Below are 23,867 nucleotides of genomic sequence, written 5' to 3'. Positions count from 1 at the left end.
GATGCAGCGGCCCAAGCTTTCCCGTCGTGCCGGACCGCGTAGGGATCGGTGCTCATACCTGCCGTTAAGATGGGGCTGTCCCCCGCGAATGATGCAAGGACATATCTGCACGTGTCCTTTTTGGGTGTTCAAGTCGAAACCGGACGCCGCTAAATTCGCCTCTGAAGGATGGTTTCTCAAAAAGGCGAAAGTCGAGACGAATAGCCCGTGGCGTAGACCGCATCCCAATTTGTCCGGAACCGACTTTACAAATGGACCAAATGCCGGTGATGGCCATCATCGGTCAGCAGGCGCGCACCGCCACCGGATCGCATTGCCAGCACGATCTTGACATGGCCCGCCCGCCGGGAAAGCACGGCGCTGTCCTTTTCGGACGAAGGCCGGTCGCCGCTCCGTATCGTGCCGATGCGGTCCGATCTGGAGCGCGCCGCCGAATTTCCGAACTTTGGCAGGAAGGTCGCCATGACCGACTGGGCCTTATGCGCTCACCCTTTCGGGCCGCTGCTGCGCGGACGTTTTGCCATCCAGATATCGGGTGCGGGCGAGGTGCTGCCGGGCCGGTTGGACGAATAGAACAATTCCTCTCCATCCCATGAAATGGCCGGCCGCGCATCAAAGCCTGCCGAGTTCAGTTCGCCGAGATGTATGGCGGGCCCGAACGCGGCGTCGGTGCTGGGCCGGGTCGCGTACCACAGATCCGGTCCGCCCAATCCTCCGGGGCGCGTCGAATCGAAGAACAGCGTGCGTCCGTCGTGCGTAATGCTGGGCCGGCTGTTGGAACCTGCGGCATTGGGTCCGCCGGCAACTTCCTGCGGCATTCCGCCTGCCACGCTTTGCAGGATCTTGCCGCCGCTACCATCGACATTGCGCCGCGACCAGAGGACGACTTCGCGGCCTTGCTCATCTTCGAAAACCGTCACGGCCTCGTCCAGAAGCGAACTGTTGAGCGCGGACACGGGGTTGGCGGGCTGCCAGCCCTTGGACGAGCGCGTGGAGACATAGATGTCACCCTCGTCGGTTGCATTGCCGCGCAGGAAATAAAGCCGGTTTCGCCCTACGATCGTGGGACAGGCCTCGTCGGCGGGCGTGTTGAGCGTGGCGGGCAGGCGCTGCGGCGGCCCGAAGGCGCCCGCCACGCTGCTGCGACGGGTGACATAAAGATCGAAATTGCCGGTCCGGTTAGAGGTGAAATAGAGTTCGAGACCATTTCTCGAAAGGCTGACGCAGCCATCGACCGCGCCCGTCGCGATGGCGCCGACCGGACCCGCCGCCGATTGCACGCGCGAAGGCCCGCTCCATTCCCCGAAACCGGGCATGGCGCTGGCTGCGAGAGCCGTGGCGCCGATGGCGATCGCGACCAGCGCAGATCCCATGCGATACTGGATGTGCGGCATGACATTCTCCCTTGATGATCCCCGACAAGACGGGGGTGGCGGATTGCCCATGACCGGACCCTGCCTTCCGTCATCGCTGACGGCCATGAGGGCGCGGCATGGCGCCGCCCATGTTTTGCCGATGGTTTGCCGATGAACGCGCAAATCTCTTGAGACTCCGCGTCCTGAGATCCTATGAATGTTCATGGGGAATGTTTCGTCGATCATGGTGTCCCGGACGGGGCGGATCGCGGGCGAAGCGATGGGGGCCGCCATCCTGATGGCGATGCCTTGCCATGCCCAGGCGCAGCAGGCCGCCGATGAGCCAATAATTGTCACCGGCGAGCGCGCCGACCGTTCCATCGCGCAGACGTCATCGAGTGTTCTGGTCATCATTGATCAAGACCTCGAACGGCAGCCCGACACTGACCGGCTCGATCAGTTGCTGGGCCGGGCGGCGAACGTAACGCTGGGGTCCGGCGGACAGGGACCGACAATAAGGGGGCTCGATACGACGGGCGTTTTGAGGGACTTGCCCGCCTTTCTGGGCGGAACGCGGCCTCGTACGACCCTGATCGTCGATGGCAGGCCAGTGTCGTACAATGAATTCGTGTTCGGCGCCGAGCCTCTCTGGGATGTCGACAAGGTCGAGATCTTCCGCAGCCCGCAGACGACGACCCAGGGACGCAATTCGATTGCGGGCGCGATCTTCGTGGAGACCGCGGCACCCGAAATGGCGTGGCACGCGGGTGCACGGCTTATCGGCGGGAACCTGGGCACGCGTCAGATCTCGGCGATGGCGACCGGACCGGTGCTGTCCGACCAGCTCGCGTTCCGTGTTACGGGCGATTTGCGCCGCGGCAGGACGGCCAGCACGTTGATCAGCCCTATCGAAGCGGTCGACGCCAACAGTGACGATTTCGAGCAGCTGCGCTTCAAGCTGCTGGCGACGCCATCTGCCGTTCCGGACCTGAGGCTCGAGGCAAGCTATCAAGCCAGCCATTCGCGCGCTCCCCAGATCGAAGGGATCAGGCCGCCCTTCAAGGATCGCCGCGATCCGGCGGCGACTTACGGGATCTTCGACATATCAACCCATGCCCTCACACTTCGCGGCAAATGGACAATGGATCCGGCGACCGAGGCGGTCGCGACTATCACCGCCGGTCAGGTCGACGCCCGGCGATACGCACCGCCCGGCCTTGGCGAGGCGCTGAACGACGTAACGGACCGAAACGTCGAATTCGTTCTTCGTCACCAAGGCAAAGAGCTGGACCTGCTGGTCGGTGCGGCTGCAAATCGCGTACGCTTGCAGCAGGCCATCGACCTGTCGGCAATCGGACTTGGCACGGGGACGTTCCGCGATCTTCAGCAGAGCGAGGGAATCTTTGGTGAGCTGAAGTGGCAGGCTTTGGACCGCCTGTCGGTCACCATCGGTGGCCGTTATCAGCACGACAGGCAGCACAGGGCGGGCGGCCTGCTTGCCGCCGCTGGACAATTGCCCGTCAATTTCGAAGAACGCTTCTCGGCGTTTCTGCCAAGACTTTCTGTCGCGTTCGAAGCCGGTGCATTCGCGACCCTTGGTATCAGCGCGCAGCGCGCGGCAAATCCGGGCGGGGCCACGCTTTCGCCAGTCACCGGTATGATCGACGGTTTCGATGCCGAAAGCTTGTGGGCCTACGAGATCTTCGCGCGCGGCGAACTGGACGGGCCAGCGCTGACATATGCGGCGAACCTGTTCCTTTACGACTTGCGCAATGCGCAGCGGTCAGTCCTGCGTGCGATCGAGACGCCGGGGGGCACGTTCTATTTTCAGGAAGCCGGCAATGTTCCGCGGGCGTACAGCCAGGGGGCCGAACTGCAACTCGCGTGGGCGGTGCGCCCGGATCTGTCGCTGAGGTTGTCAGCCGGCCTTTTGGAGACAAGGATTACCCGCACGCCAATTGATCGCGATATCCTGGCGGGCAGCCAATTCCAACGCGCGCCGCATTTTACGGGTTCTGCCGAACTGTCGTGGCGTCCTGCCCCTTCCGTCGAACTCAATTTTTCATACTGGCGCAGGTCCGGCTACTTCAGCGACGACGCCAACACGCCATCGCTTCGCGTGGGATCCGCTGGGGCTCTGGACGCACGGGTGGGCTGGCAGACCGGCGATTTGCGCCTGTTCGCTTTTGCGCGGAACGTGTTCGACAGGTTCTACCTGACTGCGCTGTTCGATAACGGCAGCCTCGCCACCGCGGGAGACCCCCGCGAATATGGCGCAGGCGCCGAGTTTCGCTTTTGATCGCGCGTGCCCGCCGCCGATTGCGGGGTCCCTCGGTTTGGAATAGATTGAGGCAGGGCATGACGGACCTTCCGATCAGGCCCAAGGCGTGGGGAGAACGTCTGAAAATGAACGAGAACCGGGCCTTGTCTGCTTCCACCTTGGCGCGCAGGCCCGACCTCCTGTTCGAGAATTCCGTAATTCGGCCTTCGACTCGTTCGATACAGGGGCCGCTGGCTTCGGGTACGCTCGAACCCAAGGTCATGCTCGTGCTGCTGGCGCTCGTCGATGGGCAGGGGGCTGTCCTGGGACGCGATGAACTGATGAGCGAGTGCTGGCCCGGCGTGATCGTCGGCGATGATGCGATCAATCGCGCGATCGGCGAAATCAGACGGGTTATCCGCGAAACCGGGGCGAGTTTCGAGATCGAGACCATCCCGCGGATCGGCTATCGCTTTGTCGCCAACGAAACATCCGAACCTCCAGCGGGCGTGTCGCAGCAAGGCAATGTCTTGTCGCGGCGAGCTGCCATCGCATCGGGCGTTGTCGCCATTGCCGGTCTGGGCGCTGCTGCCCTGTGGTACAGGAACGACTCCCGCGAACGCCGTGTCAGCGAACTCATCGATGCAGGGCGCCGCGCCTATCTGCTGCATGACCCATCGTCGGGGCGCGAGGCGGAGGACATATTTGCCACCGTCACAAGGATCGCACCCGATCGGCCGGAGGGGTGGGGTTGGCTGGCGGCATCCATACTGGCCAGCAATGACGGCGGACCCGGCACGATGGAAGCCAAGGCTTACGATGCGGCAAGATATTCGGCGAGCCGCGCATTGGCTTTGGATGCGCAGGAGCCAAACGCACTTACGGTCATGAGCAATCTGCGCGAAAGCCTCGGCGACTGGCGCGCCTATCAATCAGAACTGGAGGGCATACTCGAACGTTCGCCCGGCGCGATACCGGCTTGCGAGTATCTGACCGGCTTTCTGCAGGGGCTGGGCTATTGCCGCGCATCGTGGCGCGTGAACGAGCAAGGCATCGCCCATGAACCTTTCGCGCCTGTCTTTCAGCAGAGGCGCGGACTGAAATGCTGGATCTTCGGCCGCATCGGCGAAGCCGACAGGGTTTTCGACCGCGCGCTGCGGTATTGGCCCGACCACCCGCTGGTGTGGCATTCCTACATGGCGACGCTTGCCTTTACCGGCCGGACAGAAGCGGCGCGGCGAATTGTAACCGAGGCGCTGGATCGCGGCGCCATGGCCCCGCAGCCGGCCCAGCTCTGGCGGGTAAGCCTCAACGCGCTGGAAAGCGGCGCTGCCGGCGATGTGGCGGCTGCGCGTGATGTCGCCATTCAGCTTGCGCCGAAAGCGCGCGGCCTTGCCACCAATGCCATCATGATCCTTTCGCATCTGGGCGAGGTCGATGCGGCCTATGCGATTGCCGAAGGCCAGCTTCAGAGCCGCGGCAGGCTGATCGCAACGAGCCCCGATACCGATGCGGCGGGCCGCTTCTATGCGGATGAAAACTGGCGCGAGACGCAGTGGATGTTCACGCCCGCTGCCAGCCGGTTTCGCGATGACGATCGCTTTACGGGATTTTGCGAGGCCATCGGATATCTCGACCACTGGCGCGGGCAGGGCGCATGGCCCGACGATTTCGTGCGCGGTTCGCTGCGCGTATCGTAAAGCCATTCAATAGCGGTTGAGCCAGTCGGACTTGTGCACTTGCGTCCACCAGTCCCATCCATCTTCCTTGACCACACCCTTGATCGCATAGCCGATCGCCTCTGCATTCGGTCCCAGAAAGATACCGGTGATCTCTCCGGTCTTTTCAAAGCCTTCGGGGGCATCGGGCACCTGGAATCTTGCCGAAAAGCTTGTGCCATCCGCCGAGAAGACTGCCTGCTCGATATCATATTGAACGGGCCGTGATCCGTTCATCGGCCCGGTGTAGAACAGGCTGACAACGCCCGAGATGATACCGCGGTCGAAGTCGAATCTCAGCCGGGTTTCCTCGGCGCCAGTGCCTTTCGAATAGGTGACGATGCCGGTCTTCGGCATGTCGTCGCGCGATGTACCGATGCCGAATACGCCATCCGCCATGGGCAGGAAATCGCCCTCGATTTCTCGCGACCAGTGTACCCACGCTGCATGGCGGCCGCGTCTCGTGTCGGAAATCGACATGTGAAGCCCGATGTCCTCGCCTTCGGCATCTGCGACGGTGAAGGCGCTCGGATTATTGCCCGGAAAGGTGAAATATAGCAGGCCGTCCTTGAATTCCCTGGCGCTGGTTACATAAGTCCCCGCCGCCTTGGACCATGACAGGCTGAACTCATCGCCTGATAGCGGCGTGATGATTGCAGGCGGGCGGAACCCGTCTGGCGACGCCGGACCAAATTCATAAGACCAGCCTATTATCCGGAACGCCTGATTTCGGTTAATGCCAAAAGGCGCGTCCGGATAAAGCGGCGGTTCAGGCGACGGGCCGGGTCCGGCAGATGGTGACGGTGTCGGCACCGGCGCCTGTATCGGATCCTTGCCGGACGAACCCCCGTCGCCTCCACCGCAACCTGTCAGTGAGACGACCGCGATCGCAGCCATGGCGCGGTGTGTGATCGTGCGGCGATGCGGCGCAGCGTGTTGCCTCAAGAGTGAAAGCAGCGACATGGCCTTATCCTCGGTTGGGTCCCCAACTGGTATGTCATTGCCAGCAACGCTGATCCTATCGGGCCCGATATGGAATGATGGAAAGCCGATGATTGAATGATGGTTTGCCGCAGGTGGCTGGCATGTCGCCACGTGCTGGTCTATTGATCGCGCATTCGCGCCAGCCATGGAGAGCGGGATGGTCACGCTGCCAGCGAACGCGCGCTTCCTCGGCATCATCGGTGTCTTTCTCGCGCTGACGACCGCTCCGACAGGCGCGGCGGCGCAGGACCAGCAGGATCTGGGCGTTGCCGACGAAGTCGATACGGTGACAGCGGCAGGTATCGATCCCGATCGTCAGGCAGGGCCGGATACCGACAGCATCGTGGTGCCGGTGCCTTTCGTCACGCCGCAGCTGGGGGCTGGCCTCGCGGTGGCGGGCGGCTGGTTCTACAAGCCCGACCCGGCCTCGCGCCCTTGGGCAAGCGGGATCGGCGCGGTCTATACCTCGAACGGCAGCAGGGGGCTGGCCGGCCTGCACAAGATGTCGCTCGACCGCGACCGCATCAGGGTGGACCTGCTCGGCGGCTATGGTGAGATCCACAAGCGATATTACCCGCAGGACGGATCGGCCGGCGGCGATGCCTGGGTGGAGACGAAGGAAAAGACGTTTCTCGCCTCGGCCACGGCCCGGCTGCGGATCGGGCCGGAGCTGTTCGTCGGCGGACGGGCGCGCTTCCTGTCCAAGAATTCGCAGCTTCGCGACGAGTCCGATCCCGCGCCGCTGTTCGATCCCGCCGAATATGAGGGCAGGGTCGATCTCGTGCAGATTGGACCGATCTTCACCTATGACACGACCAGCGATGCGTTTGCGCCGCGCGAGGGGACGATCCTGAACGGTCAGTGGATCTTCGCCATTCCGGCAGGCGGCGAGGCGAGGGCCTATGATAAGAAGCAGGCCTATGCCCGTCACTATATCCCCGGCCAGGGGCGCAGTTCGGCAGCGCTCCAGCTGCGCGGCTGTTCCGCAAGCGGTGACACGCCGTTCTTCGATTTGTGCATGATCGGGCTGCGCGGCTATCCGGGCGACCGGTTCCGCGACCTGTCCAGCTGGGCGGCAGAGGCGGAATGGCGCCAGCCCGTATCGCGCCGGTTCGGTGTCGTCGGTTTTGTCGGCATCGGAGCAACAGGCGGCAGTTTCGGCGATGCGCTGGGCGGCAGGCTGCTTCCCGCCGTCGGTGGCGGCGTTCGCTATCTTGCTGCGGAAAGCTATGGAATCAATCTGCGCATCGACGCGGCGATCGGGCGGGACAGCAGCGCGCTCTACGTCTCGATTGGCGAGGCATTCTAGGTGCGCGCGGCAGGCCTGCGCGGGCGGGCCTGCGGCGGGCGCGGGCGTTAATTTCACTTATTCACCGTATTTGGCGGCGCGCCGGGCGAATATCCGCCGCAAACCGCTTGATTCCACTCGCCGAGTGTGATTCTCCTGACTTATGACGAACAGGGGCGATCAGGCGCGGGGCGAACAGATGGGCGATAGCGGCCTAGTGCGTCGTGGGCGCAAGATCGCCGCCCAGCCGCGCGCCCGTCAGCGCAGCCTTGGCCAGATGGCAGCCGCAATCGGCGTGATCGCCTTTGCCGCCCTGGCGCTCGTCGGTCCAACCGGCGTCAGCGCCTGGGCCGATTCCCGCCAAAAGCTTGAGCATCGCGAGGCGGAGCTTGCCGAATTGCGGGCCGAGCGTGACCGGATTGCCAATCGCGTCGACCTGCTCGATCCCGACAATGCCGATCCCGACCTTGTCGGCGAATTGCTGCGCAACAATCTCAACGTCGCGCATCCCGACGAAATCGTCGTTCCGCGCGACTGATCTTTCCGGCATTCGGTCGCATTTGCGATTTCTGCAATCGGGCGCTCGCCAAGTTCATTTGGAATTGCCGGTCAATCGCTTGCGCCCATCGCCCAAGTGATAATATAGCGTGGCGGCGAAATCAGGGCATCCTCCCCATTAGCCCTGATCCGAAACGAGGATACCCGACTTGGCAGCCGATAGCGTAACGCCCCCGACTGACGATCCCGACTTCAAGCTCCGCAGCCTGCAGGAGGCCTATGACAAGGCCGGTGCCTACAAGGCGACGGACGAAGAGCTGATGGCATTGTACGAGCAGATGCTGCTGATCCGCCGCTTCGAGGAAAAGGCGGGCCAAATGTATGGCCTGGGCCTGATCGGCGGTTTCTGCCACCTGTATATCGGTCAGGAAGCGGTCGCGGTCGGCCTGCAATCGGCCCTTGCCGAGGGCAAGGACAGCGTCATCACCGGCTATCGCGACCATGGCCACATGCTGGCCTATGGCATCGATCCCAAGGTCATCATGGCCGAGCTGACCGGCCGCCAGGCCGGCATCTCGAAGGGCAAGGGCGGCTCGATGCACATGTTCAGCACCGAACATGCGTTCTATGGCGGTCACGGCATCGTCGGCGCGCAGGTTCCGCTGGGCGCGGGCCTGGCGTTCGCGCACAAGTACCGTGAGGATGGCGGCGTGTGCCTTGCCTATTTCGGCGACGGCGCGGCCAATCAAGGCCAGGTGTACGAGACCTTCAACATGGCCTCGCTGTGGCAGCTTCCGATCATCTTCGTGATCGAGAACAACCAGTATGCCATGGGCACCAGCACCGCGCGTTCCTCGGCCGAGACCGAGTTCCACCGCCGCGGCACCGCCTTCCGCATTCCCGGCATGGATGTCGACGGCATGGACGTGCTGGCCGTGCGCGGCGCGATCGAAATTGCGCTCGACCATGTGCGCGGCGGCGGCGGTCCGGTGCTGATGGAATTGAGCACCTATCGCTATCGCGGCCACTCCATGTCGGACCCGGCAAAGTATCGCACGCGCGAAGAAGTTCAGGAAATGCGCGAGAAGCGCGATCCGATCGAGGCTGCAAAGGCCGAATTGCTGAAGCGCGGCGTTGACGAGGAAAAGTTGAAAGAGCTTGAAAAGACCATTCGTTCGCAAGTGAACGAAGCCGCCGATTTCGCGGAAAGCTCGCCCGAGCCGGAGCCGTCCGAACTCTACACCGACGTTCTGGTGGAGAACTACTGATGGCGACCGCGATCAAGATGCCTGCGCTTTCCCCGACGATGGAGGAAGGCACGCTGGCCAAGTGGCTGGTCAAGGAAGGCGACAGCGTTTCGCCGGGCGACATCCTTGCCGAGATCGAGACCGACAAGGCGACGATGGAGTTCGAGTGCATCGATGAAGGCACCGTCGGCGCGATCACCGTTCCCGAGGGCACGGAGAACGTGAAGGTCGGCACGGTGATCGCCGTGCTCGACGGCGACGCCAGCGATGTCGCCGGCGAAGCAGCCGAGCCTGAGGTTAAGGACGTGCCGGGCGAAGGCAAGGATGTCGGCCGCGAGGCTGATACAGACGGTGCGCAGCCGCCCGAGACGAAGCCTGCCAAGAAGGAACGCGCCAACGATCCCGAGATCGCCGAGGGCACCTCGATGACTTCGGTTACCGTGCGCGAGGCTTTACGCGATGCCATGGCCGAGGAAATGCGCGCCGACGAGCGCGTGTTCGTGATGGGCGAGGAAGTCGCCGAGTATCAGGGCGCCTATAAGGTGACCCAGGGCCTGCTGGACGAGTTCGGTCCGAAGCGCGTGATCGACACGCCGATCACCGAATATGGCTTTGCCGGCATCGGTACGGGCGCGGCCATGGGCGGTCTTCGGCCGATTGTCGAGTTCATGACCTTCAACTTCGCCATGCAGGCGATCGACCACATCATCAACTCTGCGGCCAAGACCAACTACATGTCGGGCGGCCAGATGCGCTGTCCGGTCGTGTTCCGCGGCCCCAATGGCGCGGCCAGCCGCGTCGGTGCGCAGCACAGCCAGAATTATGGTCCGTGGTATGCCAGCGTGCCCGGCCTGGTCGTGATCGCGCCCTATGACAGCCGCGATGCGAAGGGACTGCTGAAGGCGGCGATCCGTTCGCCCGATCCGGTCGTGTTTCTTGAAAACGAGCTGATGTACGGCAAGAGCTTCGACGTACCCGAGGTCGACGACTGGGTCCTGCCCATCGGCAAGGCGCGGATCGTTCGCGAAGGTTCCGACGTCACGATCGTGTCCTATTCGATCGGCGTGGGCTTCGCGCTGGAAGCAGCCGAGAAGCTGGCGGGCGAGGGCATCGATGCAGAAGTCATCGACCTGCGCACGCTGCGTCCTCTCGACGCCGACACGGTGCTGGAAAGCCTGAAGAAGACGAACCGGCTGGTTGTCGCGGAAGAGGGCTATCCGATGTGCTCGATCGCCAGCGAAATCAGCGCCATCTGCATGGAGCAGGGCTTCGACTATCTCGACGCCCCGGTCCTGCGCGTCAGCGACGAAGACGTGCCGCTGCCCTATGCGGCCAATCTTGAAAAGCTGGCCTTGATCGATGCGGACCGTATCGTGAAGGCTGCGAAGAAAGTCTGCTACAAGGACTGACCGGTTCCACGGCGAAAACGAAGAGGGCCCGCCATCATGGCGGGCCCTTTTTGTATCAGGCAGATAAATTTGGCTTACGTTACCGTGACGTAGATGGATTTCTTGTAGGTGAGATTCATCGGCCCCATGTTTGCAAAGGCAATGACGCTGGGCACCTGATAGGTCATCGTCAGTTCGATCTCGCGCACATTGGTAATTGCCTGCGTCGCGGAATTCGTGGCGGTCGTCCCGACGCGGGCTCCGTCAAGCAGATAGGGCGCGGATACCGCACGCGTGTAGGCCAGCGCCTCAAGCTGCGTGTTCGTGATTTCATTGTCCTTCTGATATTCGACGGACATGTAGCGGCTCATATCGCCGGCCACCCCGCTCAGCGCGTTCTGCGCCTGCATATAGAGGCCGATCTGCATGACACCCAGCAGCATCATGATCAGGATCGGCGCAAGGATCACGAATTCGATGGCCGCCGCGCCGCGCTGATCACGCGACAGTCGTGCAACCAGACGGATGGATTGACACGTCATTGGATCACCCGATCTGGACCGATTTCTCGACCCGGTATTGCAGCGCCTCGCCCAGACCGAATTCGTTCCAGACCGGCGTGTATTTATCGCGCAGCAGGAAGACCACGAAACGTTCGGCATTGGGCGAATCGGTGCAGCCGGTATCCGCTTTCTTGAAATTCTTTGCATTGCCGCAGCGGAAGCGGGTCATCACATAGCCGACGTCGTTCTTCGTCTCGTCAGGTTCGACATTCGCGCCGATGGCGGTCGTCTTGAGCCCCGTGTCATCCTCGATGGCGGCGGCGAGCTGCTGCATGACAGTGGTCAGCGCCGCCTCGTTCTCGGGGTGGGCGGCCATCATGATCTCTGCCGCCTTGGACGCTGCGTTCTGCAGTTCGTGCTGGCGTTTGACCATATTGGCGACCTCGACGCCGCCCAGGCTCATCAGGATCAGAAACGGCGCGACGAAGGCCGTTTCGATCAATGCAGAGCCGGCGCTGTCGTCGCGCAACTGGCGGAGGAGGGCGCGTAACCTCATCATGCCACCAGCGACACGCTGCCATAGATGATGGTGGTCGGATGGTTCGGCGGATCCTTGCACCACTTGGTCATATTCAGCGTACCGGTCAGATTGACCTTGTTGGCCACCAGCAAGAGGCAGGCATTCGCCACGTCGGCCGTGCCCGAAAGGTCCAGGATATTGTTCTTGGTGTAGAGAGCGCCGTTAAGAAACGTGTTGCTGTTGCCGTTCAGCGTATTGTTCTGCTTCGCATCGTTTCCATCGGTTTCGAAGATCAGCATCGTGTTGATTTTATGCGCTTCCTCGGCGGTATAGCCAAGGTTTTGCAAGTCGGCCTCATCCATGCCAGACAGGTTGATGTCGGCGCCGCCATTGATCTTGAAGTTCGCCCCGTCTTCCAGCACGAACATGACGCCGCTTTCGCTTGTCACACCGTAATTGCCATTGATCGTCAGCGTACCGCCGCGGATGAAATAGACGCCGCCCTTGAAGACCGTGTTGCACCCAAGCGAAAGCCCGCCTTCGTAAACGCCGGGGTAGGCGGTGCCCAGGACCAGCTTGTCAGTGTCGGCCTTGCCTGCATTGAAAGCGTCGATTGTCGCCTGGGTTTTCTTGCCCGTGGCCTTGCAGATATAGGTGCCCGGTCCAACGCCTTCGCTGGACGGCGGTTCGATGCCCTCGAACGGATCGGCCAGATTGGTTGCGTGTTCGATCACCGTATCGCCGTTCGCTTCGGCCTTGGCCGCCAGCGTATCGCTGATGGTTCCCGCCGTGGCGATCGAGCCTGCCTTGATCTCATAGCTGTTGCCATTGTCGTCAATGGCATCCTGGCCGGTCCAGCCAAGGCAGGTCCCGCTGGAATCGTAGCCGCCGGTACAGGTCTTGGACGAGTCGGAGAGCGCCGCGATGCCGCACTGCGCGGTAAACACCGCGTTGCCGCCGATGGTCACGGCGCCGCCGCTGTGCTCGTCAACCGCGATCATGCAGCTTGAGATGGTTGCGCCGCCGGTAAAGGCCGCCTGGCTCGACACGCTGACCGTGGTCGCGCCCTTGGTAAAGAACGAGGTGAACGGCAGGCGCTTGGTCGCGCTGGAGGTCACGATGACCGAATTGCCGACGCCGCCCGCGTAATTGGCGAGCTGGACAACCGGATCGGTGTTGAAGCTGGCAGTGATCTGCTCGTTCACCGCGAACGCGTTCTTGGCGCGGTCAGTCATCTTTGCGCTGCTGCCGCTGTCCAGCACCTCCCACGCTGCCGCGATGGCCGCCTGGTCATTGGCGAACTGCAATTCGCGCTTCCACAGATAGAATTGCGCAAAGTCGATGGCCATGCCGCCGCCGCCGATGACCATCGGCATGGCGAAAGCGACCAGCATGGTGGCGTTGCCGGTCGAATCTCCGACAAGACGGCGGACACCCAGACCCAATGCATGGGGGGCCGAAGCACAGGATTTCAAAGCGCTGGCAAAGCGGCGGAGGCCTTTGCGCCCCGTATCAATGCTCGTCATAAGCGTGCGAACTCCCTGTTTAGATCCGAATCGCTGTGCGTTTCGGAGCGTGACCCCACTGATTTGACAGGAAGAAATACGGTAACTCTGGTAAGCGCGGTGCCAACGAATATGGTCAATGAAAAGTTAACCGCCAATTCCGTGCAATTTCAGGAACTTGCATCCGGAGAAGACGCGGCGCTGCCCCCGCCGGTGATGCTGGCGCTGGCCTATGCGCCGGGCCGTGCCAGACCGTATTGGACAGCGCTGTTGGAACTCGACCGGCGGCTGGCGCGAATCGTGTCGCAGGCCAGCGAACCGATGCTGGCGCAGATACGCCTAGCCTGGTGGCGCGAGATGTTCGGCAGGCCCGCCAGCGACTGGCCTGCCGGCGAGCCGCTGCTGGCTCAGCTCGCCGCCTGGGATGCCGAACGCGCGGGCCTTGCCGCACTCGCCGACGGCTGGGAAGCGATGGTGGGCGATGCGCCTCTGCCTGCGACGTCCTTCGCAGCGCTCTCGGACGGACGCGCGCGGGCGCTGACCGGTCTTGCGAAACTGGCTGGAAGCGCAGCGGACCAGAAGGACATCGAGCGCAGCGCCTATCGCTGGTCGCTGGCCGATATCGCGCTGCACCTGTCCGACGAGCGCGAATATGGTCAGGCGATGTCACTGCTGTCGTCCAGCGAACCGGCGAGGGGGCGACTGGACCGGACGATGCGGCCCCTGTCGGTGCTGAGATCGCTGGCGGAGCGTGCCGCGACGGATCGCCGAGCGAATGGAGGCGCGGGCGATTTTCTCGCCGCGGTTCGTGCAGGGCTGACGGGGCGATAGTTTTCCTTAACGGTGAACGGGTTATGGGCGGCCGCGGAAACGGTCGGAAAGGGTGCAGATGAATCGGATGCTGATTGGCGCTTTCGGCGCGCTGTTGCTGGTCGCCATCGGGGTTTTCTGGTGGCAGGGCAGGGCGGTGGAAAGCCCCGCCGCGCCTCTGCCCACCGCAGAAGAGGCCACCGCCGAGAATGCGGAGCCGGAAGCGCTGCCCGAGGCGGACGTGTCGGGCATGCAGGGACCGGCCTTGCCCAAGGCGCAGGAACTGACGCGCGAGCAGAAGCGCTTCTTCCGCTATGACCGCAATCGCGACCTTGAAATCACGCGGAACGAGATGCTGTCGACCCGGGTCGACGCGTTTCGCAGGCTCGACAAGGATGGCAATAATCTGCTCACGTTCGAGGAATGGGCCGTCACCACCGTCGACCGGTTCGAGAAGATGGACGCCGACGAGAACGACCGCCTGACCCCCACCGAATTCGCGACCAGCGCACCCAAGCGCAGCCCGCAGAAAGCCAAACCCAAATGCGCGTGCTGACGCGTCAGGCGGGTTCGGCGACCTTGGTGTTGCCAAGCCATTCGGCCATGTCGCGCTTTGCACGGTCGGTATAGGCTCGCTTGCGTTCCTTTTTCCTGACCGCTTCGTCGGGCATCGGGAACAGGCCGAAATTGACGTTCATCGGCTGATAGGTCTCTGCCTCTGCATCGCCGGTAATATGCGACAGCAAAGCGCCCATCGCGGTCGTGCGCGGCGGCGATTGCCAGTCGCGGCCCGACAATTCGTTTGCCGCCATCATGCCCGCCATCAGTCCGACTGCCGCGCTTTCGACATAGCCTTCGCAGCCGGTGATCTGCCCGGCAAAGCGGATATGCGGCGCTGATTTCAACCGCAACTGCCGGTCCAGCAGGATCGGCGAGTTCAGGAATGTGTTGCGGTGCAGCCCGCCCAGCCGCGCAAACTCGGCGTTCTCCAGCCCCGGTATGGTGCGAAACAAGGCCTTCTGCGCGCCATGCTTCAGCTTGGTCTGAAAACCGACCATGTTCCACAGCGTGCCCAGACGGTTGTCCTGCCGAAGCTGGACCACGGCATAGGGCCAGCGGCCCTTGGGAAACTCCGGCGTCGCGGCATGCGGATTGTCGAGGCCAACGGGCTTCATCGGCCCGAAGCGCAGCGTATCCTCGCCGCGCGCGGCCATGACCTCGATCGGCATGCAGCCTTCGAAATAGGGCGTGTTCGCTTCCCATTCCTTGAACTCGGTCTTTTCTCCGTCGAGCAGCCCTTGCCGGAAAGCCAGATATTGCTCCCGGTTCATCGGGCAGTTGATGTAATCCTTGGTATCTCCCTTATCCCAGCGGGACGCCATCCAGCAGATGTCCATGTCGACCGTGTCGCGGTGAACGATGGGCGCGATCGCATCGAAGAACGCCAGGCTGTCCGCTCCGGTGGCGGCGCCAATGCTTTGCGCCAGCGTGGCGGCGGTCAGCGGACCGGTCGCGACGATGGTCAGGCCCTCGGCTGGCAGCGTATCGATCCGCTCGCGCACGATGGTGACATTCGGCAGTTCCGCCAATGCCTTCTCGACATGGGCGGAGAAGATATCCCGGTCCACCGCCAGCGCCGAACCGGCAGGCACCTGCGCCTCGGCCGCGGCGCGCATGATCAGGGAATCGCATTGCCGCATCTCGTGATGCAGCAGGCCCACCGCGTTGGACGTGTCGTCGTCGGACCGGAACGAGTTCGAGCAGACCAGTTCGGCCAGCCCATCGGTGTGATGCGCGTCGGTGCTGTCTCCGCCCCCGCGCATTTCCGAAAGCCGGACGCTGAACCCGCGCCGCGCCAGCTGCCACGCCGCCTCGCTGCCTGCAAGCCCGCCGCCGATGATATGGATCTGTTGTGCATTTGTGCTCATGCCCGCCGGTTAGCGATTGCGCCCATGGGTTGGCAAATGCAATCAGGCGGCGCCGGTCCCTTAATTCGCCGAACGGAGCCCCGATGGTAAGACGCGCATTGATCGAACGCCGCCCCTGGCTGCTGCTGTCCATCGTGGCGGCGGTCATATGGTGGCTGGGGATCGAGGGGACGCAGACGCCCGGCATGTATCAATTGCTGCTGAAGGGCGTGCCCGTCGGCCTGCTGGCGATCTATGCGTGGCAGCGCCTGCTGGGCACCGACGGCAGGTTGATCGCCGCGGTCATGCTGATCGCCGCGATCGGGGACTGCCTGACGACGCTGGAATATGGCTGGGGCGGATTGGCCCATGCCCTGTCGCAGCTGATCGCGATCGCGCTGTACTGGCGCAACCATCGGCCGGGGGTAAAGCCCGCAGTGATGGCGGCGGGGCTGGCGGCGGTCGTGATCGCGCCGGTGCTGGCCTGGTTTCTGATGGTCGGCGAAACCGGGCAGGGCGCGGTGGCCGCTTCGGCGGCGCTGCTGGCGGTCACCGCCGCCATGGCATGGCTCAGCCGCTTTCCGCGTCAGCGCGTGGGTCTGGGCGCCTTGCTTTATCTGCTGTCGGAATTGCTGCTGATCACCGTGCGGGCGCGGCTGGTCGATAGCGGGGGCGCATTGGGCCAGTCGGTTCAGGAGCTTGTCTGGCCGCTCTATTACGTCGGCCAGCTGCTGGTCGCGACGGGCGTGGTGACCACGATCCGGCGCGAGAGGGGCGCCGGGCGGCTCTGATCCGCCCGGCTGCCGTCCGGTTTACTCCGCTTCCGGCTCCTGATCGTCGCGATCTTGCGTCGGTTCCGGCTGCGTTTCGGGGGCATCCCGTCCGATCATTTCCTCGACGATGGCTTCCTCGGCCTCGGTCTCGGGCGCTTCTTCCTCGTCGATGCGCGCGACCGAGACGACATGCTCGTTCTTGCCGACATCGAAAAGCCGCACGCCGGCCGTGTTCCGGCCCAGCACCCGCAGCGAGGCGAGGTTGATGCGGATCAGCTTTGCCTTGTCGGTCACCAGCATCAGCTGTTCCCCGACATTGGCGGCAAAGCTGTTCACCACCGGTCCGTTGCGCGCGATATTGTCGATATTGACGATACCCTGACCGCCCCGGCCCGTACGGCGATATTCATAGGCCGAGCTGATCTTGCCATAGCCATTGGCGCAGACCGTGAGGACGAACTCCTCGGCATCGGCCATCGCCTGCTGCTCCTCGGTCCGCTCTGCCGCCTCGTCCTTCCACGGGGCGACGCGCAGATAGGCGTCGCGGGTTTCGGCATCGGCCTCGATCGTCTTGAGGATGGAAAGCGAGACGACCTCGTCCCCGTCCTTCAGCGTCATGCCGCGCACGCCGGTCGAGGTGCGCGACTGGAACTCGCGCACGTCTTCGGCGGCAAAGCGGATCGCCTTGCCGTTGCGGCTGGCGAGCAGCACGTCGTCTGCTGAATCGAGCAGCGCCACGCCGATCAGCCGGTCGCCCGAAGCCTCGTCGAACCGCATCGCGAACTTGCCGTTCGACGGAATATTGGCGAACGAATCCATCGAGTTGCGGCGCACGCTTCCCATCGCGGTCGCAAAGACGACATGCAGCGCGCCCCAGCTGTCCTCATCCTCGGGCAAGGGCAGCACGGTCGCGATCGTCTCGCCCGGATCGAGTGCGGGGAGCAGATTGACGATGGGCCGCCCGCGCGTCGTCGGCCCGCCTTCGGGCAGTTTCCAGACCTTGAGGCGATAGACCTTGCCGCTGGTGGAGAAGAACAGCACCGGATTATGCGTGCTGGTCACGAAGAGCGAGGTAATCGCATCCTCGTCCTTGGTGCTCATACCAGAACGGCCCTTGCCGCCGCGATGCTGCGCGCGGAAGGTGGAAAGCGGGGTGCGCTTGATATAGCCGTCCATGGTGACCGTCACGACCATGTCGTCGCGTTCGATCAGATCCTCGTCGTCGACGCCGTCCCATGCGGGCGCGATCTCGCACAGGCGCGGGGTGGCGAAACGCTCGCGCACCTCCATCAGCTCGTCGCGCATGACGCCGTACAGCTTCACCCGGTCGCCCAGGATCGAGAGATATTCCTTGATGTCGATGGACAGCTTTTCCAGCTCGTCCCCGATCTCGTCGCGGCCCATCGCCGTCAGGCGGTGCAGCCTGAGGTCGAGGATCGCGCGAACCTGCCGCTCGGACAGGCGATAGGCGGATACGTCGCCTGTGTCCTCGTGCTCCTCGATGGCTTCGACAAGGCGGATATAAGGCGCGATGTCGCCCATCTCCCACTCGCGCGCCAACAGCGTCTCACGCGCCAGCTGCGGCGTGGCCGATCCGCGGATGATGCGCACCACCTCGTCCAGATTGGACACCGCGATGACCAGGCCCAGCAAGATATGCGCCCGCTCGCGCGCCTTGTTCAGCTCGAACTTGGTGCGGCGGGTGATGACGTCTTCGCGGAAATGGATGAACGACTGCAATATGTCGCGCAGGTTCAGCGTCTCGGGCCGTCCGCCGCGGATCGCCAGCATGTTCGCCGGAAAGCTCGACTGCGCGGGGGTATAGCGCCAGATCTGGTTGAGCACGACTTCGGGCGAGGCGTCGCGCTTGAGTTCGACCACGACGCGCATGCCGTTGCGGTTCGATTCGTCGCGGATGTCGGAAATGCCCTCGATCCGCTTGTCCTTGGCGGCATCGGCGATCTTTTCGACCAGACCCGCCTTGCCGACCTGATAGGGGATCGACGTCAGTACGATCGAACGGCGGTCGTTGCGCCCCACCTCGATCTCGTGGCGGCAGCGCTGCAGGATCGATCCGCGCCCTTCGCGATAGGCGGCCCGCGCGCCCAACTGGCCAAGGATGATGGGCGCAGTCGGGAAATCGGGACCGGGAATGATCTCGAACAACTCGTCGATGGTGATGGCGGGATTGTCCATCATCGCAAGACAGCCGTCGATCACTTCGCCCAGATTGTGCGGCGGGATATTGGTCGCCATGCCGACCGCGATGCCGCCCGCGCCATTGACCAGCAGGTTCGGGAAGCGCGCGGGAAGGACCGACGGTTCCTTGTCGGAGCCGTCGTAGTTCGGAACGAAGTCGATCGTATCCTTGTCGAGGTCGCTGAGCAGCATGTCCGCCGCCTTGGCCAGGCGGCTTTCGGTATAACGCATGGCCGCCGGGGGGTCCGGGTCCATCGATCCGAAGTTGCCCTGGCCGTCGATGAGCGGCAGCCGCATCGACCAGTCCTGCGTCATGCGGGCCAGCGCGTCATAGATCGCGCTATCACCGTGGGGGTGATAGTTACCCATCACGTCGCCGACGATCTTCGCCGATTTGCGGAACGGCCGGTTCGAATGATAGCCGCCGACCTGCGCGGCATAGAGGATCCGGCGGTGCACCGGCTTCAACCCGTCGCGCACGTCGGGCAGCGCGCGGGCCACGATCACGCTCATCGCGTAATCGAGGTAGCTGGTCTTCATCTCGTCGACGATGTCGATCGGTTCGATGTCGGGACCCGGCTGGGGGGGAAGCTCGGTAATATCGTTCACTGGGGGTTCTGCTCTGTCATGGGACTGTCTTGTCTGGCCCCGCAGCCTAGGCGAGGGCGGCCCGCAAGGCCAGCGAAGCCAGCCTTCGGGCAGGGCGCGACAGCCCGTTTTCCACAGTCGATACGGTTGAATCGCAATCCCCGGCACCAAGCGGGCGCACATGCGTTGCCATTCAAACCGCGTTCAGTCGCAATACGCTATACGATGTGTGTGTTTTAAAGAATTAGCGGCGCGAACCGGTTGCCATGCGGGGCTTTCCCCGCCATCTGGTTCGCGCCTTTTTGTGAGAGACCGGACCCTGACGTGCATCCCTCTGCCATGGGTCCAAAGCCTGTAAGTCAAAGGAGTTTTCGATGAAGCGTTCCGTTTCGCACGTGGCCATGGCGCTGGCACTGACCTTCGGTGTCGCCGGCACTGTTGGCGTCGCAGCCCCGGCCTATGCGCAAAAGCAGCCGAAAATGGAGATTTCCGAGGCGTTTCAGCCTCACGCCGTCGCCATTCAGGAGTCGGTCAATGGCGTTGCCGAAAATCCCGCGGTGAAGACCGCGTCGGATCAGGCGATGACCGCGACGAACGCCGTGCTGAACGCCCGCGACGATGCCGCCCGTGCATCGGCGCAGTCGCAGCTTGACGCCGCGCGCGCGCAGGTCGATCAGCAGATGGGCGGCATTCTGGCCAAGCTCGAAGCTGGCCGTCCGACCCTGACGACTCCGGATGACAAGCTGTTCTTCGGCCAGATGGAATTGAACGTCGGCCAGCAGATGGCCGATTTCGAGATGCAGAACGACGGCATCGACATGATGATCGCATCCGGCAAGATCCCCGCCGAGGAACTGCCGAAGTATCATTATTTCGCCGGTCAGACCGCCTATAACGCGCAGAATTACGGCGATGCTGCTGCATCGCTGCAGCAGGCGATCGACGGCGGATATACCCAGAACGATGCCGAGAAGCTGCTGGTCGATGCCTATCTGCGCAACGAACAGACGGCTGAGGGTCTGGCCAAGCTCAAGTCGATGATCGAGGCGCGGCAGGCTGCCGGTCAGCCCGTTCCCGAAGGCTGGGCATTCGACGGACTGGCCGCCTCGGTCAACCAGGGCCAGCGCGATCAGGCCTTCGACTGGGGCATGATGACCCTGCAGACGGATAGCCGCACGCAGGCACGCCAGCAGGCCTACAAGATCGTCGAGGCTTACTCGCCGACCTATTCCGACGAAGAGCAGCTTGACCTGCTGCGTCTGATGGCACGTGACGGCGGCATTACCGACGATCGTCAGGCACTGACCTATATCGAGCTGATGCAGCCGATGCGCCGTCCGGGCGAGGCAAAGACCTTCACCGACAGCGGCGCCAAGATGCCTGCCGGAAACACGATGGTGACCGAAGCGAAGCGGGTCGGGTCCGAGCGTTACGATTCGACCCTGCGCGAACTGAATGCCGACGCCTCGGGCGCAAGCGGCAATGCAGCGCTGGCGATCGCCGACACCTACCTCGGCTATGGCAAGGCGGCAGAGGCCGAAGCCATGTATCGCAAGGCGCTGGAAACCGGCGCTACGGACAAGGCGAAGGCCCAGATGGGTCTGGGCATTGCGCTCGCCGATCAGGACAAGATGGCGGAGGCCAAGCAGGCCTTCGGCCAGATCTCTGGCGGCAACCGCGCCTCGCTTGCCCAGGCCTGGATCGCCTATACCGACATGAAGTCCAGCTGATTTTCGGACCGGCTGAAAAAGAAAAGGGCGGCCTTGCGGGGCCGCCCTTTTTGTCTGGTTGACGCTTGCCGGATCAGCGCAGCCGCTTGACCACCAGATGGCCGTCCTTTTCCTTGACCTCGAAATGCTCCAGCGAGCGCAGCAGATCGCTGAGCCGCCTGTAGCCATAGTTGCGCACGTCGAAACTGGACCGGTTGCCGGCGATCTGGCCCACTTCGCTCAGCCGCGCGTACCCTTCGGCATCGCGCTTGGCATTGCGCCATGATTTGCCGAGCAGATCGATCATCTCGTCATCGATGCGCGGCTTGGTGTCGGGCTTGCTGCTGCTTGGCGTTTCGCTGCCCGAATCGTCGATTTCCTCGTCCCCAGCGATCAGCGCGTCGATGTCGATAAAGCGCGTGCAGGCGTTCTGGAAGGCATCGGGCGCCTTGGCGCTGCCGAAGCCGTAAACGGTCAGGCCATCCTGACGCAGACGCGTGACCAGCGGCGTAAAATCGCTGTCGCTGCTCATGATGCCGAAACCGTCGACCTTGCCTTGATAGAGCAGATCGATGGCGTCGATGGTCATGGCCATGTCGGTGGCGTTCTTGCCCTTTGTCAGGTCGAACTGCTGCTGGGGGCGAATGCCATAGCGATTGGTCAGGCCCGCCCATTTGGTCAGCGCAGGCTTGGCCCAGTTGCCATAGGCGCGGCGGATGTTCACCTGTCCCAGCTTGGCCAGAGCGGTCAGCACCGGATCGATACCGCGCGGCGTGGTGTTGTCGGCGTCGATCAGCAGGGCGATGTTCTTAAGCGATTCTTCGGTCATGGACCGCGATGTGTGGCGCACGGGCGGCGATTGCAAGCAATTGCGCATCGCCCCGCGCGTTCGCCCCGGCAGATCACCCGCGGCGCCGGCGGCCCCTTGCGCGCGGCTGCATTTCATCGACCAGTTCGCGGAACAGGTCCGGCCGCACGATGCGTTCGAACTGAAACCCGGCGCGGTCGTCCGCGACCCAGATCACATGCGCCTCGATCCTTCCGATGACGGGCAGGCGGATCAGTACGCGTTCGCCGCGGCCCAGCGGACTTCCGCCCTGGATCATGAAGCCATTGGCGGACAGGTTGACGATCTGCAGATGCACGTCGCCAAGGCGGCGATGTTCGGCGAGGACCGGATAATCGACGGGATGACGCGCCGCGCGCCGAAGATCGGTTACCGAAAGTTGGGCGCCGCCAAGCACTGCATATCTCCTTCAAACCCCGGAAGACTCAGGGTAGGAAGGATTGGCGAATATTTCGTTAAAAATGTTGCCCTTGGCCCACTCGGACCGGCGGGTCAGGCCGCCGCCGACAGCAGCCCGTGGCGCTTCTTGCCAAGCGACAGTTTCAGCTGTTCGCCCTGCGCCACCTGCACGATCATCTGCGGATCGCCGACCACATTATCGTCCAGCCTGACAGCGCCCTCGGCCACCTTGCGCTTCGCCTCGCCGTTCGACTTGGTAAAGCCGATCGCGGTAAGGGCCGCGACCAGCGGCATGCCTTCGGCGGGAATGCCAAGCTCGGGCAGATCTTCGCCCAGACCGCCTTTCGCGAACACATCCTCGGCGGTCCGGCGCGCGCTCGCGGCGGCGTCGGGTCCGCGCACCAGCGCCGTCACCTCGTCGGCGAGGCGGATCTTCGCGTCGTTGATCGCGCTGCCTTCCAGCTTCTCCAGCTGCGCGATCTCGTCCATCGGGACATCGGTGAACAGGCGCAGAAACCGGCCCACGTCGCGGTCGTCGCAATTGCGCCAGTATTGCCAGAAATCATAGGCGGGCAGCATGTCGTCGTTGAGCCACACGGCCCCGGCGGCGGTCTTGCCCATCTTCTTGCCATCGGCGGTCGTCAGCAGCGGCGTGGTGACGCCGAACAGTTCGGTGCCGTCGACCCTGCGGCCAAGCTCGATCCCGTTGACGATATTGCCCCATTGGTCGCTGCCGCCCATCTGCAAGCGGCAGCCGTAACGGCGCGACAACTCGCGGAAATCGTACGCCTGCAGGATCATGTAGTTGAATTCGAGGAAAGTGAGCGGCTGCTCGCGGTCCAGCCGCAGCTTGACCGAATCGAAGGTCAGCATGCGGTTGATCGTGAAATGCGGGCCGACATCGCGCAGCAGGTCGATATAGGACAGCGCCGAAAGCCATTCGTCATTATTGACCATGATCGCGCCGTTCGGCCCGTCGAAGTCCAGCAGACGCTCAAACGTCGGGCGGATCGCGGCGATATTGTCCTCGATCACCTGCGGGGTGAGCATCTTTCGGCTCTCGTCCTTGCCCGACGGATCGCCGATCTTGGTCGTGCCGCCGCCCATCACGACGATGGGCCGGTGCCCCGCCTGCTGAAGCCGGCGCAGCAGGAAGATCTGCACCAGATGCCCGACATGCAGCGAGGACGCGGTCGCGTCGAAGCCCGCATAGCCGGGCACGACCTGCTTTTGCGCCAGCGCGTCCAGCGCGGCGGCATCGGTCGTCTGGTGAATATAGCCCCGCTCGTCGAGCAGGCGCAGCAGGTCGGAACTGTACTGGCTCATGATGGCGCGCGGTTAGCACGGCGCATCGCGGGCGGGAAGGGCA

At 63.3% G+C, this 23,867-nt stretch carries 20 protein-coding genes; 10 read left to right on the top strand and 10 right to left on the bottom strand.

The window, feature by feature from the left end; translation table 11 throughout:
• Positions 1-485: 485 nt before the first annotated feature.
• Complete coding sequence (locus tag AC4FIJ_RS01245; RefSeq protein ID WP_490334901.1) at positions 486-1,394, bottom strand: TolB-like translocation protein; 909 nt, start codon at positions 1,392-1,394, stop codon at positions 486-488.
• A gap of 241 nt (positions 1,395-1,635) precedes the next feature.
• On the opposite strand from AC4FIJ_RS01245, the gene AC4FIJ_RS01240 reads away from it, so the two are divergent.
• Both AC4FIJ_RS01240 and AC4FIJ_RS01235 read left to right on the top strand, forming a co-directional pair.
• A complete protein-coding gene (locus AC4FIJ_RS01240) occupies positions 1,636-3,654 on the top strand; it encodes a TonB-dependent receptor (RefSeq protein WP_490334900.1) in 2,019 nt (672 codons plus the stop codon).
• Between the two features lie 59 nt (positions 3,655-3,713).
• Positions 3,714-5,315, top strand: a complete 1,602-nt coding sequence (locus AC4FIJ_RS01235; protein WP_490334899.1) for a winged helix-turn-helix domain-containing protein — start codon at positions 3,714-3,716, stop codon at positions 5,313-5,315.
• Positions 5,316-5,321: 6 nt separating this feature from the next.
• On the opposite strand, the gene AC4FIJ_RS01230 is transcribed toward AC4FIJ_RS01235, so the two are convergent.
• On the bottom strand, positions 5,322-6,482 hold the full coding sequence (locus AC4FIJ_RS01230; protein ID WP_490334898.1) for a HupA family protein: 1,161 nt from the start codon (positions 6,480-6,482) through the stop codon (positions 5,322-5,324).
• Here AC4FIJ_RS01230 and AC4FIJ_RS01225 point away from each other — a divergent pair.
• The 4 genes from AC4FIJ_RS01225 to AC4FIJ_RS01210 all read left to right on the top strand — a co-directional run bounded on the left by AC4FIJ_RS01225 (position 6,475) and on the right by AC4FIJ_RS01210 (position 10,759).
• Positions 6,475-7,626 carry a BamA/TamA family outer membrane protein gene (locus AC4FIJ_RS01225; protein WP_490334897.1) on the top strand — a complete coding sequence of 384 codons (1,152 nt, stop codon included), beginning with the start codon at positions 6,475-6,477 and terminating at the stop codon, positions 7,624-7,626. The two genes, AC4FIJ_RS01230 and AC4FIJ_RS01225, sit on opposite strands and share 8 nt — an antisense overlap.
• 142 nt (positions 7,627-7,768) lie before the next feature.
• A complete protein-coding gene (locus AC4FIJ_RS01220; protein ID WP_490334896.1) occupies positions 7,769-8,143 on the top strand; it encodes an FtsB family cell division protein in 375 nt (124 codons plus the stop codon).
• A gap of 169 nt (positions 8,144-8,312) precedes the next feature.
• Positions 8,313-9,371, top strand: a complete 1,059-nt coding sequence (pdhA, locus tag AC4FIJ_RS01215) for a pyruvate dehydrogenase (acetyl-transferring) E1 component subunit alpha (protein WP_490334895.1) — start codon at positions 8,313-8,315, stop codon at positions 9,369-9,371.
• Positions 9,371-10,759, top strand: coding sequence for a pyruvate dehydrogenase complex E1 component subunit beta (locus AC4FIJ_RS01210; RefSeq protein WP_490334894.1), 1,389 nt, complete (start codon positions 9,371-9,373; stop codon positions 10,757-10,759). The genes pdhA and AC4FIJ_RS01210 overlap by 1 nt, the downstream gene beginning before the upstream one ends.
• A gap of 74 nt (positions 10,760-10,833) precedes the next feature.
• On the opposite strand, the gene AC4FIJ_RS01205 is transcribed toward AC4FIJ_RS01210, so the two are convergent.
• Genes AC4FIJ_RS01205 through AC4FIJ_RS01195 form a run of 3 tightly spaced genes read right to left on the bottom strand, consistent with a single transcriptional unit; the run spans position 10,834 to position 13,287 of the window.
• Entirely contained in the window at positions 10,834-11,280 is a 447-nt protein-coding gene (locus AC4FIJ_RS01205; RefSeq protein ID WP_490334893.1) for a TadE/TadG family type IV pilus assembly protein, read from the bottom strand.
• 4 nt (positions 11,281-11,284) lie between these two features.
• Positions 11,285-11,797: a TadE/TadG family type IV pilus assembly protein gene (locus AC4FIJ_RS01200; protein ID WP_490334892.1), complete on the bottom strand. Its 513-nt coding sequence runs from the start codon at positions 11,795-11,797 to the stop codon at positions 11,285-11,287.
• Positions 11,797-13,287, bottom strand: a complete 1,491-nt coding sequence (locus AC4FIJ_RS01195; protein WP_490334891.1) for a pilus assembly protein TadG-related protein — start codon at positions 13,285-13,287, stop codon at positions 11,797-11,799. Before AC4FIJ_RS01195 ends, AC4FIJ_RS01200 begins: the two co-directional genes overlap by 1 nt.
• 141 nt (positions 13,288-13,428) lie before the next feature.
• Between AC4FIJ_RS01195 and AC4FIJ_RS01190 the strand changes: the two genes are divergently transcribed.
• Positions 13,429-14,097: a squalene/phytoene synthase family protein gene (locus AC4FIJ_RS01190; protein WP_490334890.1), complete on the top strand. Its 669-nt coding sequence runs from the start codon at positions 13,429-13,431 to the stop codon at positions 14,095-14,097.
• 58 nt (positions 14,098-14,155) lie between these two features.
• Positions 14,156-14,632 carry an EF-hand domain-containing protein gene (locus AC4FIJ_RS01185; protein ID WP_490334889.1) on the top strand — a complete coding sequence of 159 codons (477 nt, stop codon included), beginning with the start codon at positions 14,156-14,158 and terminating at the stop codon, positions 14,630-14,632.
• Between the two features lie 4 nt (positions 14,633-14,636).
• On the opposite strand, the gene trmFO is transcribed toward AC4FIJ_RS01185, so the two are convergent.
• A complete protein-coding gene (gene trmFO, locus AC4FIJ_RS01180; RefSeq protein WP_490334888.1) occupies positions 14,637-16,004 on the bottom strand; it encodes a methylenetetrahydrofolate--tRNA-(uracil(54)-C(5))-methyltransferase (FADH(2)-oxidizing) TrmFO in 1,368 nt (455 codons plus the stop codon).
• Positions 16,005-16,087: 83 nt separating this feature from the next.
• On the opposite strand from trmFO, the gene AC4FIJ_RS01175 reads away from it, so the two are divergent.
• On the top strand, positions 16,088-16,774 hold the full coding sequence (locus tag AC4FIJ_RS01175) for a lysoplasmalogenase family protein (protein WP_490334887.1): 687 nt from the start codon (positions 16,088-16,090) through the stop codon (positions 16,772-16,774).
• A gap of 21 nt (positions 16,775-16,795) precedes the next feature.
• Here the strand turns inward: AC4FIJ_RS01175 and gyrA are convergent, their stop codons facing one another.
• Entirely contained in the window at positions 16,796-19,495 is a 2,700-nt protein-coding gene (gyrA, locus tag AC4FIJ_RS01170) for a DNA gyrase subunit A (RefSeq protein ID WP_490334940.1), read from the bottom strand.
• 422 nt (positions 19,496-19,917) lie between these two features.
• Between gyrA and AC4FIJ_RS01165 the strand changes: the two genes are divergently transcribed.
• Positions 19,918-21,273, top strand: coding sequence for a hypothetical protein (locus AC4FIJ_RS01165; RefSeq protein ID WP_490334886.1), 1,356 nt, complete (start codon positions 19,918-19,920; stop codon positions 21,271-21,273).
• A 73-nt stretch (positions 21,274-21,346) separates the two neighbouring features.
• Here the strand turns inward: AC4FIJ_RS01165 and AC4FIJ_RS01160 are convergent, their stop codons facing one another.
• The 3 genes from AC4FIJ_RS01160 to tyrS all read right to left on the bottom strand — a co-directional run bounded on the left by AC4FIJ_RS01160 (position 21,347) and on the right by tyrS (position 23,824).
• Entirely contained in the window at positions 21,347-22,081 is a 735-nt protein-coding gene (locus tag AC4FIJ_RS01160) for an NYN domain-containing protein (protein WP_490334885.1), read from the bottom strand.
• 73 nt (positions 22,082-22,154) lie between these two features.
• Positions 22,155-22,496, bottom strand: coding sequence for a PilZ domain-containing protein (locus AC4FIJ_RS01155; protein ID WP_490334884.1), 342 nt, complete (start codon positions 22,494-22,496; stop codon positions 22,155-22,157).
• 95 nt (positions 22,497-22,591) lie between these two features.
• Positions 22,592-23,824: a tyrosine--tRNA ligase gene (tyrS, locus tag AC4FIJ_RS01150; protein WP_490334883.1), complete on the bottom strand. Its 1,233-nt coding sequence runs from the start codon at positions 23,822-23,824 to the stop codon at positions 22,592-22,594.
• Positions 23,825-23,867: the final 43 nt, after the last annotated feature.

This window comes from Croceicoccus sp. (assembly GCF_983967925.1).
This window is presented reverse-complemented; position numbering and strand designations above follow the sequence as displayed.

Coding starts and splice junctions, on each gene's coding strand:
- AC4FIJ_RS01245 (WP_490334901.1), bottom strand. CDS start 1,394: ATGCCGCACATCCAGTATCGCATGGGATCTGCGCTGGTCGCGATCGCC.
- AC4FIJ_RS01240 (WP_490334900.1), top strand. CDS start 1,636: ATGGGGGCCGCCATCCTGATGGCGATGCCTTGCCATGCCCAGGCGCAG.
- AC4FIJ_RS01235 (WP_490334899.1), top strand. CDS start 3,714: ATGACGGACCTTCCGATCAGGCCCAAGGCGTGGGGAGAACGTCTGAAA.
- AC4FIJ_RS01225 (WP_490334897.1), top strand. CDS start 6,475: ATGGTCACGCTGCCAGCGAACGCGCGCTTCCTCGGCATCATCGGTGTC.
- AC4FIJ_RS01220 (WP_490334896.1), top strand. CDS start 7,769: ATGACGAACAGGGGCGATCAGGCGCGGGGCGAACAGATGGGCGATAGC.
- AC4FIJ_RS01210 (WP_490334894.1), top strand. CDS start 9,371: ATGGCGACCGCGATCAAGATGCCTGCGCTTTCCCCGACGATGGAGGAA.
- AC4FIJ_RS01205 (WP_490334893.1), bottom strand. CDS start 11,280: ATGACGTGTCAATCCATCCGTCTGGTTGCACGACTGTCGCGTGATCAG.
- AC4FIJ_RS01200 (WP_490334892.1), bottom strand. CDS start 11,797: ATGAGGTTACGCGCCCTCCTCCGCCAGTTGCGCGACGACAGCGCCGGC.
- AC4FIJ_RS01195 (WP_490334891.1), bottom strand. CDS start 13,287: ATGACGAGCATTGATACGGGGCGCAAAGGCCTCCGCCGCTTTGCCAGC.
- AC4FIJ_RS01185 (WP_490334889.1), top strand. CDS start 14,156: ATGAATCGGATGCTGATTGGCGCTTTCGGCGCGCTGTTGCTGGTCGCC.
- trmFO (WP_490334888.1), bottom strand. CDS start 16,004: ATGAGCACAAATGCACAACAGATCCATATCATCGGCGGCGGGCTTGCA.
- AC4FIJ_RS01175 (WP_490334887.1), top strand. CDS start 16,088: ATGGTAAGACGCGCATTGATCGAACGCCGCCCCTGGCTGCTGCTGTCC.
- gyrA (WP_490334940.1), bottom strand. CDS start 19,495: ATGAAGACCAGCTACCTCGATTACGCGATGAGCGTGATCGTGGCCCGC.
- AC4FIJ_RS01165 (WP_490334886.1), top strand. CDS start 19,918: ATGAAGCGTTCCGTTTCGCACGTGGCCATGGCGCTGGCACTGACCTTC.
- AC4FIJ_RS01160 (WP_490334885.1), bottom strand. CDS start 22,081: ATGACCGAAGAATCGCTTAAGAACATCGCCCTGCTGATCGACGCCGAC.
- tyrS (WP_490334883.1), bottom strand. CDS start 23,824: ATGAGCCAGTACAGTTCCGACCTGCTGCGCCTGCTCGACGAGCGGGGC.